Origin of the sequence: Microbacterium arabinogalactanolyticum (genome assembly GCF_030268005.1) — a bacterium.
Lineage (GTDB): Bacteria > Actinomycetota > Actinomycetes > Actinomycetales > Microbacteriaceae > Microbacterium > Microbacterium arabinogalactanolyticum.
This window is the reverse complement of record NZ_BRZC01000007.1, coordinates 248,362-261,621: the sequence shown is the minus strand read 5'-3', so window position 1 is coordinate 261,621 and position 13,260 is coordinate 248,362. Positions and strand designations below refer to the sequence as shown.

Genomic DNA, 13,260 nt, shown 5'->3' with positions numbered 1-13,260 from the left:
CCAGTGCGACCCGAGCGTCTCCAGGGAGCGGAGCCCGGCGGCCTACACGCCGGGCTCCGCTTCGTTCACGACGTCGACGCGGCTTCGCGTTCGAGGTCGAGCAGGAAGCGCTTCCGCTCCGGGTGCGCGCCGTAGTGGCCGGGGGAGCCGTCGGAGCGGATCACGCGATGCACGGGGACGATCACCGAGAAGGGGGTCAGCCGGCAGGCGGTGCCGACCGCACGGGCCGCGCCCGGGCTGCCCGCGACGACGGCGACCTCGCCGTAGCTCATCGTCTCGCCCCAGGGGATGTCGCACACCGCCTGCAGCGCGGCACGCGCGAAGCCGTCGATCAGACGCCAGTCGAAGCGGACGTGCTCGTCGAAGCGGATCGGCGCCCCCTCGAAGTAGTCATCGAGCAGGTGAGCGAGCTCGTCTCCGGCGCCCGGCGCCTCGTCGGGAACCTCACCCAGTCGTCGGCTGATCCCCTCGAGCAGCCACGGCACGCTCGGGTCGGCCGACTCCGAGAGGTCGAAGCTGACGATGCCGTCGTCCGAGAAGACCGCCAGGGCGTCGCCGAACGGCGTCGGGACGAAGTCGTGTCGAAAGGTCATGCCACCCATCTTCCTGCGCCGCAGGACAGCGGACGGCGTGGATCCCGGCATCCGTGGACAACCCTTACGGAAATCTCCCCTGTGCAGGGAGGATGTTCATACGAGTCCATCGGTGCCAATCCGCGCGAATCGGCCCGGGATACCGGCCCCCGGGCGCGTCGCGCTTAGGCTTTCAGATGTGTGGCGACGAGAGGCGAAGGGCGCCGAGGACGCGGGAGAGGATGCCGCGATGAACCTCGGGGAGCTCAGCGACTCATCGACGGGCATCGACATCGCCCACGCCGCGGAGGCACGACGCACCACGCTGCGCGCCGAGGCCGCCGATCTCGGCGGCGCCTCGCCGCTGGTCACCTTCGGCGACACACCAGAGGCCGGGATCGACATCTCCAAGGCGCACCCCGGCAGCCTTCCCCAGTTCATCACCGGGCGCTCCACACTCCTGTCCAACCTGTTCCGCGACGAGGTGGGCCTGCGCACGGCGCGGATGGCGGCCGAGCGGATCACCGCGCGCAACACCGAGCTGCGCACGGTCCGCGGCATCGACGCCGTGCGATTGGCGGTGGGCATCGCGCGCTGGCGGATCGGCGGTGCGGCATTCTCCGCGCCCGTGCTGCTGCGCCCGCTGGCGATCCGTCGTCACCACGCCGACTTCGAGCTCAAGCTGCAGGGCGGCTTCGAGGTGAACCCGGAGCTCATCCGTGTCGCCCGCGACCACTTCGGCCTCACGCTCGACGGCCCGGGCCTGGCATCACTCGCCTACGACGGCGGCATCTTCAAGCCGCAGCCGGTGATCGACCAGCTGCGCGCCCTCACGCACTCCATCGACACGTTCGCGGTGCATCCGCGGCTGGTGGTCTCCACGTTCGCCGACGTCTCGGGCGCCATGGTGCGCGACATGGTGGAGCTCGACCACCCCGTGCTCAACGCGCTGGGCGGGCACGCCGGCGATCGGGAGCAGGTGTCTGCACGCCGGGAGGCTCCGGTCGTGCACGGTCCCGACGATCGGGCCCCGGCCGCCGAGACGCTGCTGCTGGATGCGGATGCCGAGCAGGAGGAGGTGCTCGCGCGGATCGCGGCCGGGCATTCGCTGGTCGTCTCCACCCTGCCGGGCACGGGCGGCACGCAGACGGTGATCAACGCCCTCGGCGCGTTCGTGCGCGCCGGCAAGCGGGTGCTCGTGGTCTCGACCCGGCGCTCCACGCTCGACGGCGTCCGCCATCGCCTGGCGGGCATCGGGCTCGAGGGTCTGGCCGTCTCCCCGGCGGCCGTGCGGCGCGATCTCATCCGATCGATCGCCCGCAGCGAGAAGGCGACGCAGCCCAAGGCGACCGAGGTCGACGAGGCCCTGGTCCGGCTCCGCGCCGTGCTGCGGGACTACCGCCGCGCTCTGACGGGCGAGGTCGGTCGCACCGGGGCATCCGTGCTGGACGCCACCCGCCAGCTGACCCGGATGGCCTCGCTGCCGGTGCCGCCGTCGACCGGTGCGCGGCTGTCGATGCAGACGCTGGAGGGACTGGCGGGCGACCGGACGGATGCCGCGAAGGCGCTGACCCGTGCGGCGAAGCTCGGCGAGTTCCGCTTCGGGCCGGATGACTCGCCCTGGTACGGCGTGAGCTTCGAGAGCACGGAGGCCGCGCAGAAGGCGCACGCCCTGGCCGGCGGGCTGCACGGCACCGCCGTGCCCGCTCTGCTCGAACGCGGCTACGAGCTGATCGCCCAGACCAGCATGCGCCCGTTCGGCACGATCGACGAGCTCGGCGAGTACCTGCAGCTGCTCAAGGGCATCCGCGACTCCCTGGACCGCTTCAGCCCCACCGTCTTCGAGCGTCCGCTGGGCGAGCTCATCCAGGCGCACGGGTCGCGCCGTGACGCGCCCGGGATGTCGTCGGCCAACCGCCGGCGTCTCAAGCGCCTCGCTCGTGAGTACGTGCGCCCCGGCGCTCAGGTGCTCGAGATGCACGAGGCGCTGCTGCGCATCCAGTACCAGCGCTCCCAGTGGCAGCGCTACGTCGACGCCGGTGTCGCGCCGCAGGTGCCGCTCGGGCTCTCCGACGTGCACGTCGCGTGGCAGCGGGTGTCGGCGGAGCTCGCCGAGCTGGATGCCGCGCTGGGGCGCAAGGAACCTCTCGCCGCACTTCCCGTCGCGCGTCTCGTGCGCACGCTCTCCGGTCTCGCGGCGCGCAGCGCCGTGTTCGACAACCTCGTCGAGCGCACCCAGATCAGGGACGCGCTCACCGGGCTCGGGCTGCGCCCGCTGCTGTCCGACCTGTCGGTGCGGCACGTGCCGGAGGAGCGGGTGGCGGACGAGCTGGAGTTCGCATGGTGGCAGTCGCTGCTCGAGCGCGCGCTCCAGGACGACCGCTCGCTGCTCGGGGCGAACACCTCGGTGGTGGACCGGCTGGAGCGCGACTTCCGTCTCGTCGACGAGGCGCACACCGCCATGGCGGGACCGCTGCTGGCGTGGAACCTCGCCAGCCAGTGGCGCATCGCGATCGTCGACGAGCCCGAGCAGGCCGCCAACCTCCGGCGCGCGCTGAAGCACGGTGAGGCCAGCCCGGCCGAGATCGTCACGGCGGCACCCGACCTGGTGCGCGTGCTGGCGCCGGTGTGGATCGCCTCGCCATACCAGGTGCCCGAGATCCCCGACTCCGTGAAGTTCGACGCCGTGCTGCTGGTCGACGCGGCTGCCGTGAACCTCACAGAGGCCGCCCCCGCCATCCGGCGCGCCCGTCAGGTGGTCGCCTTCGGCGACCCGGTCACGCAGCGGCCCACGCCGTTCTCGGTGGCGACCGTGCCGGATCCGGAGTGGGAGCCCGAGGTGCCGTTCGACGACGTCTCGGTGTTCGAGCGCCTCGCCGAGCTGTTCGAGGTGTGCACCCTGACCCGCAGCTACCGGGCCGGGGGAGAGGACCTCGCCGAGCTCATCAACGACGCCTTCTACGGCGGGGAGATCGTGTCCCTCCCGTGGGCGGGTTCCTATCTCGGCCGGGGGAGCCTCACCGTCGACTACGTCGAGGGCGGCGTCGGCAACCCCGATCCGGAGTCGGGCGCGGTGGAGAGCCCGGATGCCGAGGTCGCCCGCGTCGTGACCCTGGTGGTGGAGCACGCGATCAACCGCCCGTCCGAGTCGCTCATGGTCGTCACCGCCAGCCGGCGTCACGCCGAGCGCGTGCGCGCCGCCGTGGCATCCGCCTTCTCCGGGCGATCCGACGTGGCGGAGTTCGTCGGACGCGACACCGAGGAGCCCTTCGCGGTGCTGACCCTCGAGGAGTCCGTGGCGGAGAGCCGCGACCGGGTGATCTTCTCCCTCGGGTTCGGCCTGACCAGGCACGGCCGCGTGCTCAGCGATTTCGGCGATCTGTCGCAGGAGGACGGCGAGCGGCTGCTCACCGTCGGCATGACCCGCGCCCGTCGCTCGATGGTGATCGTGTCCTGCATCCGCCCCTCCGCCTTCGACGAGGGACGCCTGGAGCACGGCGCGTCCACGCTGATGTCGATCCTCGGCGGCCTCGCCGCCCGCGGCCGGGACGCCCGTCTCGAGGACCTCGCCGATCCGCTCACCCTGGCCCTGGCGCGCGAGCTGCGCCGGCTCGGGGCATCCGTCGACGTCGACTACCGCGGCCTGCTGCCGCTGGTCGCGCAGCACGGCGGACGGGCGGTCGTGATCGAGTCCGACCCGGAGTCGCGCGACGAGTCGCTGCGGGAGAGCCTGCGGCTGCGTCCGCAGGTGCTGCGGCGCCTGGGCTGGCACTACGTGCGCGTGCACGCCTTCGATCTCTACAGCGACCCCGCCACGGTCGCACGGCGCATCGCCACCGTCCTCGGCATCGAGGAGGACGCCGTCCGCGCCGACAACGACACGCAGCCGTTCGACGTCGATGAGTGACGAGGAGCGTCAGCACATCGAGCGCGTCCCCGGCGTGCGGCGCGCACGGCTGACCCCCGTGGCGGGGACGACCGCCGAACCGCACGTGCGCGAGGAGCGCCGTGCCGGGACCGAGGGCGACCACGGCCCCAACGACGAGCGGATGCTGCGCGAGGTGCCCCCGCACTACTGAATGCGGCGGGTGAGCACGGCGGGATGCAGAAGAGCGCCCCGCCCCCGAGGGGACGAGGCGCTCGCCGTCGTGATGGCCGAGGTCAGCCGGCGGCATTCTTGCGCAGCGCGTCGCGGATCTCGATGAGCAGCTCCTGCTCGCTGGGGAGGGTCTCCTCCTCGACGGCCGGGTTCTTGGCGGCCTGGTGCTCCTTGTACTTGTTCATCGGCAGGACGAACACGAAGTACACGATCAGCGCGACGGCCAGGAAGTTGATGACCGCACCGATGATGGCGCCGATCCCGATCACGCCGAGCTTGACGTGGTTGAGATCCTGGGCGTTGAAGACCAGGCCGATGAGCGGGTTGATGAGGTTGTCGACGAGGGCGGCGATGATGGCCGAGAAGGCCGCGCCGATGACGACTGCGACGGCAAGGTCGATGACATTGCCCTTGGCGATGAATTCCTTGAATCCCTGGAACATGGACTCCCCCTGGAGTTGTGGTCGACCTCAGCTCGAGGCCGGGGTCTTCGCAGGCGCCGGATTGGAGCCGGTCGAAGAATCCACCTTGGATGATGCCGGACTTCCCGTCGTCGCACCAGTATTTCCCCGCGAGTCGGTGCGATAGAAGCCCGAGCCGTTGAAGGTCACACCCACGGTGCCGTACTGCTTGCGCAGCGCGCCGCCGCACTCGGGGCAGACGGTGAGGGAGTCCTCCGAGAAGCTCTGCACGGCGTCGAAGCGGTGGCCGCAGGCCGTGCAGGCGTAGGCGTAGGTGGGCATGGGAGTTCCTGGTTCCTTCGGGCTCGGTACGGGGCGTCTCAGTGGCGCGCGGGCGACAGGGCGATGGTCTGCGTCGGGGTGACGATGCCATCGACCGGCTGGTCGTGGACCTCGCGCGGCAGCGAATCGAGTACTTCGGAATCATAGATGACCGCGTACACCGGCGGGCACTTCTCCATGGAGCCGATCGTCTTGTCGAAGTAGCCGCGTCCCCAGCCCAGCCGGGTGCCGGTGCGGTCGATCGCGGCGGCGGGGATGATCATCAGGTCCACGTCGTTCACGGCGATCGGGCCGAGCACTTCGCCGGTCGGCTCCGGGAGGCCGTACAGCCCCTCGGACACCTCGTCGCTGTCGTTCGCGACCGCCCAGTCCAGCAGTCCGTCCGCGCGGGTGATCGGCAGCAGCACGCGGATGCCGGCGGTGACGGCCTCGCGCACGAAGCGGCGCGTCCCGGGCTCCGTGGTCGTGGACAGGAAGCACGACACCGAGCGGGCGCCGTGTGCGCGGATGAGCTCATGGAGCTGAGCGGCCACGCCGTCCGAGGCCGATTCGCGCTGCGAATCGGACAGCAGCTGCCGTCGTTCGCGCAGCTCTGCACGCAGTGCTCGCTTCTGCTGTTCCTCGTCGCCGGGCATGCACCGATCATACGGCGGACCGCCTGCGGGCCCGCCGTGCGAGCGGATGCCGCCGGTATGCTGACCGGATGAGCAAGATGAAGGCGGTCATCCCCGCCGCGGGGCTCGGAACCCGGTTCCTTCCTGCGACGAAGGCGATGCCCAAGGAGATGCTCCCCGTCGTCGACAAGCCCGCGATCCAGTACGTCGTGGAAGAAGCTGTGAGCGCCGGGATCGACGACATCCTGGTCATCATCGGGCGCAACAAGAACGCCATCTCCGACCACTTCGACTCCGTGCCCGAACTGGAGGTCAGGCTGCAGCAGAAGGGCGACCACGGCCGTCTGGAGCGCGTCATGAAGTCGAGCGACCTGGCCGACATCCACTTCGTCCGGCAGGGCGAGCCGAAGGGCCTCGGGCATGCCGTCCTGCGAGCCAGGACCCACGTGGGCGACAGCTCCTTCGCGGTGCTGCTCGGCGACGACCTCATCGACGAGCGCGACCCGCTGCTCACCGAGATGATCGCGGCGCACGAGCGCACCGGGGCCGCCGTGATCGCGCTCATGCAGGTTCCCGCCGAGAGCATCCACCTCTACGGCGTCGCCGCGACCGACGGCGACGACGCGGACGGCGCCGTCAGAGTGACCGGGCTCGTCGAGAAGCCGAGCGCCGGGGACGCCCCGTCCGACCTCGCCGTCATCGGCCGGTACGTGCTGCCCCCGGCCGTCTTCGAGGTGCTGGAGCGCACGCAGCCCGGCAAGGGCGGGGAGATCCAGCTGACCGACGCCCTGCAGGAACTCGCCACCGACCCTGACGGCCCCGGCGTGGTCGGCGTGGTGTTCCGCGGCCGTCGTTACGACACCGGCGATCGCGTCGACTACATCAAGGCGATCGTGCAGCTGGCCGTCGACCGCGACGACCTGGGGGCGGATCTGCGTCCCTGGCTGAAGGACTTCGCCGGCGGTCTGTAGCCGACGCACCGACATGGCGACCGACGGCTTCGACCCGATGCAGCACGGCCCGGTGGGGCTGAGACTGATCCGCGGCAGGGATGCGCGCACGCTGCAGCGCGAGCTGCTGTCCAACCGCTCCTGGTTGCGGCCGTGGGAGGCGACGATTCCCGGGGGCGTCGCGTCCTTCGACATGCGCGTCAGCATCCGCCGGCTGCTGCAGCAGCACCGCGACGGCGCCGGGTACCCGTTCGTGATGGAGTACGACGGAGAGATCGCCGGGCAGCTCAACATCTGGGGCGTGGCGCGCGGCTCGCTGGGATCGGCGACCATCGGGTACTGGGTCAGCGAGCGGTTCGCCGGCCGGGGGATCACCCCGACCGCGGTGGCGATGGCGACGGACGCGGCGTTCGATCAGTTCGGCCTGCACCGGATGGAGATCTGCATCCGCCCGGAGAACCGCGCGAGCCTGCGTGTGGTGGAGAAGCTCGGCTTCCGGTACGAGGGGCTGCGCCGGCGGTACATCCACATCGACGGCGACTGGCGCGACCATCACGCGTTCGCGCTGGTCAAGGAGGACGTGCCGGAGGGCGTGCTGACGCGCTGGGTGCAGGGGCGCGTCCCGCCGGGTCTCGGGGTCGCTCCGTCGGAGATCTGAGGCGCAATCGCCGCGACACGCGAAGTCTGTTTCGCGGCGGTTCGGATCCGCTCGCTTACCGTGGTCTCTATGGATGGGCCGGTGCTGAGTGGGGGCGTGATCGTCGTCGTCGCCGTCCTGCTGTGGGCGCTGTACTTCCTGCCCAGCTGGCGGGGGCGGCATCAGTACTATGCCGCCGAGCGCAACGCCGTCCGCCTGAACCAGGCGCTGCGGGTCCTGGCCGAGACCAGTGAGACCCCCGAGGAGGTCCGCCTCGAGCTGACCGCACGCACGGTGATGCAGCAGCAGCGACTCGCAAAGCGCGTGCAGGCCGAGAAGGAGAACGCCGAGCTGGAGCGTCTTCGTCAGGAGCTCGCGGAGACCAGGCGCGATCCGCTCGTCCGTCAGGCCAGGGCCCGTCGCCGGCTGCGCCTCACCGCCACTGCCGGACTGGTCATCGCCGCCGCCATGATCGGCTTCGGCGTCTGGGACTACCTCTCCACCGGGGGCTGGATGCTGGCGGCATCCGGAGCCGTCGCCGCCGTGCTCGGCGGGATGGTACTGGTGCGCATGGCGCAGGTCGCGCGGAACGCGGTCCACCGCGCTGCAGCGCCGGTCGCCGCGCCGCAGGCCGAGCGCGTCTCGCCGCCGCTGCACGACCAGGGCCCGGCATCCTGGACTCCCCGTCCGCTGCCGCAGCCGATGGTCGACGTCGCGGGTTCCCGCGCGCAGCAGGCCCGCGCTCAACAGGACGCGCAGGAGGAGCGCCGCCGCGCGGCGCGCCGCGCCGAGCTGCGTCGTCGTGCCGAGGAGCTCGCCCCGCCCGTCCCGACGCCTCTGGTCGCCCCGGCCGCGAAGGCGGATGCCGCGGAGTCGCCGTACGCGCGGATGGGCGTCATCGACGACCGCGAGATCGAGGCTCACGTGCGCGAGCTGCTCGCGCGTCGAGCAGCCGGCTGAGCGCGTGATAGCCTAGATGAGTTGTCAGGGCCTATGGCGCAGTTGGTAGCGCGCCTCGTTCGCATCGAGGAGGTCAGGGGTTCGAATCCCCTTAGGTCCACAGCAGAAAGCCCCCGGTTCACCGGGGGCTTTCGTCATAACTGCCGGTCGATCGGAACGATGATGTCCGCGGGATGAGGGGGAGTATGGACACGGAGAATCTGGACAACGCACCTGTTCTGGTGGCGGAGCTGGATCGTCTGCACGCCGACTCGGGCGGGGCGGGCATCGACGGCGAGATCGCCGTCTGGAAGGCGGCCACGCGCCTCGGCGTGTGGTTCTTCATCAACCGGGGCACGGACGATGCGGTCGTTCCCTACGCCGTGCAGCCGCCGGGCATGGCGCCGGTCGTCTGCGTCTACAGCTGCCGCGAAAGGGCGGCGGCGGCCGCCTCCGCACTCGGTCAGGGCGAGGACGTGGTGTTCGGCCTGCTCACCCCGCAGGCTCTCGAGTACGCGCTCGCGCTGGGGGAGAGGGGAGCCGGCGGCATCGTGCTGGATCATCCGCGCATCGGCCTGTGGACGCCGATGGCGAACGTCTCGCGTTTCGGCGCGTGGCTGGTGCCTCAGTCGGCGATCAGGCGCGCCCCCGAAGACGAGGCATGAGCGTGGAGTGGCCGGGTGTCCTCGACGTCGACGCCCTGAAGCCGAACCATGTGGCGCAGGTCGATCGGCTCGCCGACGCCGCCAGGGCGGGGGACTGGGCATCCGTCTTCACCCTCCTGGATGCAGCCCACGGCCTCACCGCCAACCACTCGCGCATCACCGGGCGATCCTGGTTCTCGCCTCTGCATCAGGCGGCCTGGCTCGGCGCACCTGAGCAGGTCGCGGAGCAGCTGCTGCGGCGCGGCGCCTGGCGGTCGCTGAGGACCGCCGACGGGGAGCTCCCATCGGACATCGCCCGGAGCCGGGGCCACGATCATCTGCAGCGGATCCTGGCGCTGCCCGAAACCGGCGAGCCGGAGCATCGCCGGTTCGCCGCCTGGGACCACCATCTCGCAGCTCTGATCGCCGAGCGCACGGAGCGGCTCGGCCCGGTGCAGATCCGGCCCGTGCAGACCGAGGTCATCGTGCGGGATCGGCTGGAGACCCTGTGGTTCGGCTATCCCGGGATGTATGGCGGCTTCAGCCTGTCGACTCATCAGGGTCGGCTGTTCGTGGAGAGCTGGTCGAGAGTGGCCGGCGGGTCGGGCCAGGCGCACGTCATCACCGAGAGCGGCTGCGTGCTCGTCGAAGAGGGGTTCGTCTAAACCTCCGGCGCCGCCGGGATGCGCAGGGTGACCAGGGTTCCCGCATCCGCCACCGATCGCACGTCGACGTCGCCGCCGTGCCGGCGCAGCACGGTCGCGACCAGCGTGAGGCCGATACCGGAGCCGGGCACGTCCCTTGCGTTGCCGGCGCGGGCGAGCTCGTCGAACACCTGGGGGAGGTCCTCGGCGGGGATGCCGCGTCCGTTGTCGGCCACCTCGATCACGGCGGCGCCCTGCTGCTCCCGCAGGCGCACCTCGATCGCACCCCGGGCGGAGTACTTGGCGGCATTGCCGAGCACGTTGTCCAGGGCGAGCGAGAGCAGATCGAGGTCGCCCTGCACCTTCGGCACGGGCCAGGGGACCGTGGTGGCGACGACCTGGAAGCGCGAGGCGGCGTCCGCATGCTGCTGACCGATCGCCTGCACGGACTCGCGGACCAGCTCCTCCAGGTCGATCCGCTCGAGCTCCAGCGGCCTGCTCTCCAGTTCGGCGAGCTTGCGCAGATCGCGCACCAGCGTGCTGAGCTTGGCCGCCTGCGCGTCGACCGTGCGCCATTCCGGGGTCGGCTCGACTGCCGCGGCCTGCGCGCGGATCGCCATCACCGGGTTCTTCAGCTCATGGTCGAGGCGCGCCAGGAAGCGGCGGTGCTGCTCCCGTTCCCGCAGCACGCCGTCGTCCACGGCCTGCGCGACCGCCGCCTCCCGGCGACGCCGGGCGCCGTCGCGCGCGGTGATGACGATGAGCGGGAGCGCCACCAGGCACGACACCACGGCCCCCGTGCCGAAGGCCACGGCAGGCAGCGCAGTGCTGATCTGCAGCATCCGCTCGTCGCCGGCGAGGACGAAGCCGAGCCCCACCAGCCCGCCGATCACCAGCGGAACGGGCGCCAGGAGCCAGCCCGTCGTGCGCGCCCTCATCCCGGCACCACCTGTGCCGTGAACAGATAGCCCACGCTCTGCGAGGTCTCGATCAGCCGCTCCGCGCCATTGTCCCCGATCACCCGACGCAGTTCGGCGATGCGGTGATCCACGGCGCGACTCGACGTGGCGAAATCGAAGCCCCACAGCGTCGACAGCAGCCGCTCGCGGGTGTGCACCTCCTGCGGATGCATCATCAGGTACTCCAGCAGCGTGAACGCCTTGGGAGTGAGCACGAGCTCGGCATCCGCCCGCCACACGCGGCGCGCGGTGCGATCCAGCACCAGATCCTGGGCGCGCAGCCGCTGAGCCGAACGCAGCGGCTGCGAGCTGCTCCCGCTGCGGCGCAGCACGGCCCGGATACGGGAGAGCAGCTCCTGCGGGTCGAAGGGCTTGTTCAGGTAATCGTCCGCGCCCTCGTCGAGGGCGGCGCTGCGCTCCCACGACTCGCCCACCTGCGTGAGCAGGATGATCGGCAGCACGGCGTCCCCGGCGCGCACGCGGCGGACGAACTCGCGCCCGTCCAGGTGCGGCATGAGGACATCGCACACCACCAGCGCAGGGCGCTCGCGCTCGAGAGCGGTCAGCCCCTGCATCCCGTCCGCAGCGACGGCTACGCGGTAGCCGCTGCGCTCCAGGAAGGCGCCCAGCGCGCCGGTGATCGCCTCGTCGTCATCGATGAGGAGAAGCAGCGGACGTTCCGAGGGCACGGGATCATCCTGCCGTGAGGGTGTTGCCCGAGCCGACATCCGACACCGTCGGCGTGGCCCCCGACCAGTGCACGGTGTTGCCCATGCCGTTCACGAGCACCTGGTCGACCGAGCCGGTGAGCACGAGGTTGGCGTCGCCGATCACCTCCATCGACGTGACGTCGTCGGTGACGAGCATCGAGCCCTTCGAGTTCAGGATGATGCGCTTGCACGTGCCCTCCACGCGCGCGACGACGGCGTCGTCGAGGATCGTGAGCTCACCGGAGCTGTCGCAGCGGCGCACGGTGGTGGCGGCGGCGGTGATCGTGTCGCGATCGAGGCCCGTGGCGGCGTTCGGCAGAGGGAGCTCACCCTCGTCCGTGGGAGCCGCGTCCGGGGACTCCACAGGCTCCTCGTTCGCGGGCTTGTCCTGTGCACCAGCGGCCGGCTTGCCGCCGTCGGTTTTGTCGATCACGCTGACCGAGCATCCGCTCAGCAGGGCGACGAGGAGGGCGGCCGCGGCGAGGGCGGGGAGGGGACGGATCATGGTGCGCTTCTCCTGAACGGTCATCACAGGCTCGCGGGGATGAAGATCTCGACGCGGCGGTTCAGCTGGCGGCCGGCGGGGTTGTCCTTGCCGTCGATCTCGTTCGCCGCGACCGGACGGGACTCGCCGTAGCCCTCCGCTGTGAGGCCGGTGGACACTCCGGCCTTCTGGAGGGCCGCCACCACGGCAGCCGCGCGCTTCTCGGAGAGCGTCTGGTTGTAGTCGTCGGAGCCCTTGGCGTCGGTGTGGCCGGACACGACCGCGTTCGCGACCTTGTACTCGGTCAGGGCGGCCGCCACGGTCTTCAGGGTCGCCGCCGCGTCCGGCCGGATGCTGAACTTGTCGAAGTCGAACAGCACGCCCGCGTCGAAGGTGATCACGGTGCCGCAGGAGGTGATGGGCTGCAGCGCCGCAAGGGGCGGGAACACGCCGAGCTTGGCGACCGGTGCGATCGGCTCGACCTTGATGTCCTTGCCGTTGAGCTTGCCTGTGCCGTCGCCGTAGTTCTCGATGGTCAGCCCGGGAGCGGCGTAGTTGCCGGAGCCGTCCCCGTAGTTGTGGATGGTGACGCCGCCTCCGGTGAAGTTGCCTGAGCCGTCGCCGTAGTTCTGGATCGTGCCGTCGGGGCCGGTGTAGTTGCCGGAGCCGTCGCCGTAGATCTGCACGGTCATCGTGCTGTCGGAGTAGTTGCCCGAGCCGTCTCCGTAGTTCTGGATGGTGACGCCGTTCCCGGAGTAGTTGCCGGAGCCGTCGCCATAGTTCTGCACGGTGATGCCGTTCAGTGTGAAGCTGCCGGAGCCGTCTCCGTAGTTCTGGATGCTGCCGTCGGAACCGGTGTAGTTGCCTGAGCCGTCGCCGTACAGGTAGGCGCTGCCGTTGCCGGCGACCACCTCGCCGCCCGCGTCGCAGTGCGCCGGGGAGACGGTGACCCCGGGGATCTTCGCGAAGTCGTCCTTGATGTCGATCGTGAACCCGGATGCCGATGCGGAGTCGAGCAGAGAGAGATCCGGCAGGCGGAACAGCGGCACGGGCGGGAACTCGCCGACGTCGTAGCCGGGGACCACGAGCAGCTTCGGGGTGGCGGCCGCGGACGCCGCGGGCTTGGGCTTCTGGGATGCCGGCGCGGGCGAAGCCACGCCGACCGAGCAGCCGGCCAGGGCGATGACGGCCGAGGCGGTGCCGAGGAGCGCGAGGAGGGCTCGTGCGGAAGTGTTCATGGTTCGAGAGTATCGAGCGTCCGTCGC

At 70.8% G+C, this 13,260-nt stretch carries 15 protein-coding genes and 1 tRNA gene; 8 read left to right on the top strand and 8 right to left on the bottom strand.

The features are described 5' to 3' along the window. Nucleotides 1-65 precede the first annotated feature (65 nt). Nucleotides 66-593: a methylated-DNA--[protein]-cysteine S-methyltransferase gene (locus MIAR_RS12685; protein ID WP_285636471.1), complete on the bottom strand. Its 528-nt coding sequence runs from the start codon at nucleotides 591-593 to the stop codon at nucleotides 66-68. Between the two features lie 229 nt (nucleotides 594-822). On the opposite strand from MIAR_RS12685, the gene MIAR_RS12680 reads away from it, so the two are divergent. Both MIAR_RS12680 and MIAR_RS12675 read left to right on the top strand, forming a co-directional pair. Next, nucleotides 823-4,479 (top strand): AAA family ATPase, encoded by a 3,657-nt coding sequence (locus MIAR_RS12680; protein WP_285638513.1) that lies wholly within the window; start codon nucleotides 823-825, stop codon nucleotides 4,477-4,479. After that, complete coding sequence (locus tag MIAR_RS12675; protein ID WP_285636469.1) at nucleotides 4,472-4,651, top strand: hypothetical protein; 180 nt, start codon at nucleotides 4,472-4,474, stop codon at nucleotides 4,649-4,651. The genes MIAR_RS12680 and MIAR_RS12675 overlap by 8 nt, the downstream gene beginning before the upstream one ends. Before the next feature lie 82 nt (nucleotides 4,652-4,733). On the opposite strand, the gene mscL is transcribed toward MIAR_RS12675, so the two are convergent. From mscL to MIAR_RS12660, 3 genes are read right to left on the bottom strand one after another with little or no spacing between them, the layout of a single operon-like run. After that, nucleotides 4,734-5,114, bottom strand: coding sequence for a large conductance mechanosensitive channel protein MscL (gene mscL / locus MIAR_RS12670; protein WP_285636466.1), 381 nt, complete (start codon nucleotides 5,112-5,114; stop codon nucleotides 4,734-4,736). A 27-nt stretch (nucleotides 5,115-5,141) separates the two neighbouring features. Then, nucleotides 5,142-5,414: an FmdB family zinc ribbon protein gene (locus MIAR_RS12665; protein WP_285636463.1), complete on the bottom strand. Its 273-nt coding sequence runs from the start codon at nucleotides 5,412-5,414 to the stop codon at nucleotides 5,142-5,144. Between the two features lie 38 nt (nucleotides 5,415-5,452). Continuing rightward, entirely contained in the window at nucleotides 5,453-6,049 is a 597-nt protein-coding gene (locus tag MIAR_RS12660; RefSeq protein WP_285636460.1) for a 5-formyltetrahydrofolate cyclo-ligase, read from the bottom strand. Between the two features lie 68 nt (nucleotides 6,050-6,117). On the opposite strand from MIAR_RS12660, the gene galU reads away from it, so the two are divergent. From galU to MIAR_RS12630, 6 genes are all read left to right on the top strand, one after another. After that, on the top strand, nucleotides 6,118-6,999 hold the full coding sequence (galU, locus tag MIAR_RS12655) for a UTP--glucose-1-phosphate uridylyltransferase GalU (protein WP_285636457.1): 882 nt from the start codon (nucleotides 6,118-6,120) through the stop codon (nucleotides 6,997-6,999). Between the two features lie 37 nt (nucleotides 7,000-7,036). After that, a complete protein-coding gene (locus MIAR_RS12650) occupies nucleotides 7,037-7,636 on the top strand; it encodes a GNAT family N-acetyltransferase (protein WP_285638511.1) in 600 nt (199 codons plus the stop codon). Nucleotides 7,637-7,705: 69 nt separating this feature from the next. Further along, complete coding sequence (locus MIAR_RS12645) at nucleotides 7,706-8,575, top strand: hypothetical protein (protein WP_285636452.1); 870 nt, start codon at nucleotides 7,706-7,708, stop codon at nucleotides 8,573-8,575. Between the two features lie 27 nt (nucleotides 8,576-8,602). Continuing rightward, nucleotides 8,603-8,675 (top strand) — tRNA-Ala (locus MIAR_RS12640). A gap of 85 nt (nucleotides 8,676-8,760) precedes the next feature. Further along, entirely contained in the window at nucleotides 8,761-9,219 is a 459-nt protein-coding gene (locus MIAR_RS12635) for a hypothetical protein (RefSeq protein WP_285636449.1), read from the top strand. Beyond that, complete coding sequence (locus MIAR_RS12630; protein WP_285636446.1) at nucleotides 9,216-9,863, top strand: ankyrin repeat domain-containing protein; 648 nt, start codon at nucleotides 9,216-9,218, stop codon at nucleotides 9,861-9,863. The genes MIAR_RS12635 and MIAR_RS12630 overlap by 4 nt, the downstream gene beginning before the upstream one ends. Here MIAR_RS12630 and MIAR_RS12625 read toward each other — a convergent pair. Genes MIAR_RS12625 through MIAR_RS12610 form a run of 4 tightly spaced genes read right to left on the bottom strand, consistent with a single transcriptional unit; the run spans nucleotide 9,860 to nucleotide 13,233 of the window. Further along, the gene (locus MIAR_RS12625; RefSeq protein ID WP_285636445.1) at nucleotides 9,860-10,780 is read right to left on the bottom strand and encodes a sensor histidine kinase; all 921 of its coding nucleotides are present in this window, start codon (nucleotides 10,778-10,780) and stop codon (nucleotides 9,860-9,862) included. The two genes, MIAR_RS12630 and MIAR_RS12625, sit on opposite strands and share 4 nt — an antisense overlap. Then, entirely contained in the window at nucleotides 10,777-11,529 is a 753-nt protein-coding gene (locus MIAR_RS12620; protein WP_425561601.1) for a response regulator transcription factor, read from the bottom strand. The genes MIAR_RS12625 and MIAR_RS12620 overlap by 4 nt, the downstream gene beginning before the upstream one ends. Beyond that, nucleotides 11,495-12,016: a DUF3060 domain-containing protein gene (locus MIAR_RS12615; protein ID WP_285636439.1), complete on the bottom strand. Its 522-nt coding sequence runs from the start codon at nucleotides 12,014-12,016 to the stop codon at nucleotides 11,495-11,497. The genes MIAR_RS12620 and MIAR_RS12615 overlap by 35 nt, the downstream gene beginning before the upstream one ends. Before the next feature lie 23 nt (nucleotides 12,017-12,039). Beyond that, nucleotides 12,040-13,233, bottom strand: a complete 1,194-nt coding sequence (locus MIAR_RS12610; RefSeq protein ID WP_285636436.1) for an OmpA family protein — start codon at nucleotides 13,231-13,233, stop codon at nucleotides 12,040-12,042. Nucleotides 13,234-13,260: the final 27 nt, after the last annotated feature.

Coding starts and splice junctions, on each gene's coding strand:
- MIAR_RS12685 (WP_285636471.1), bottom strand. CDS start 593: ATGACCTTTCGACACGACTTCGTCCCGACGCCGTTCGGCGACGCCCTG.
- MIAR_RS12680 (WP_285638513.1), top strand. CDS start 823: ATGAACCTCGGGGAGCTCAGCGACTCATCGACGGGCATCGACATCGCC.
- MIAR_RS12675 (WP_285636469.1), top strand. CDS start 4,472: ATGAGTGACGAGGAGCGTCAGCACATCGAGCGCGTCCCCGGCGTGCGG.
- mscL (WP_285636466.1), bottom strand. CDS start 5,114: ATGTTCCAGGGATTCAAGGAATTCATCGCCAAGGGCAATGTCATCGAC.
- MIAR_RS12665 (WP_285636463.1), bottom strand. CDS start 5,414: ATGCCCACCTACGCCTACGCCTGCACGGCCTGCGGCCACCGCTTCGAC.
- MIAR_RS12660 (WP_285636460.1), bottom strand. CDS start 6,049: ATGCCCGGCGACGAGGAACAGCAGAAGCGAGCACTGCGTGCAGAGCTG.
- galU (WP_285636457.1), top strand. CDS start 6,118: ATGAGCAAGATGAAGGCGGTCATCCCCGCCGCGGGGCTCGGAACCCGG.
- MIAR_RS12650 (WP_285638511.1), top strand. CDS start 7,037: ATGCAGCACGGCCCGGTGGGGCTGAGACTGATCCGCGGCAGGGATGCG.
- MIAR_RS12645 (WP_285636452.1), top strand. CDS start 7,706: ATGGATGGGCCGGTGCTGAGTGGGGGCGTGATCGTCGTCGTCGCCGTC.
- MIAR_RS12635 (WP_285636449.1), top strand. CDS start 8,761: ATGGACACGGAGAATCTGGACAACGCACCTGTTCTGGTGGCGGAGCTG.
- MIAR_RS12630 (WP_285636446.1), top strand. CDS start 9,216: ATGAGCGTGGAGTGGCCGGGTGTCCTCGACGTCGACGCCCTGAAGCCG.
- MIAR_RS12625 (WP_285636445.1), bottom strand. CDS start 10,780: ATGAGGGCGCGCACGACGGGCTGGCTCCTGGCGCCCGTTCCGCTGGTG.
- MIAR_RS12620 (WP_425561601.1), bottom strand. CDS start 11,529: ATGTCGGCTCGGGCAACACCCTCACGGCAGGATGATCCCGTGCCCTCG.
- MIAR_RS12615 (WP_285636439.1), bottom strand. CDS start 12,016: ATGATCCGTCCCCTCCCCGCCCTCGCCGCGGCCGCCCTCCTCGTCGCC.
- MIAR_RS12610 (WP_285636436.1), bottom strand. CDS start 13,233: ATGAACACTTCCGCACGAGCCCTCCTCGCGCTCCTCGGCACCGCCTCG.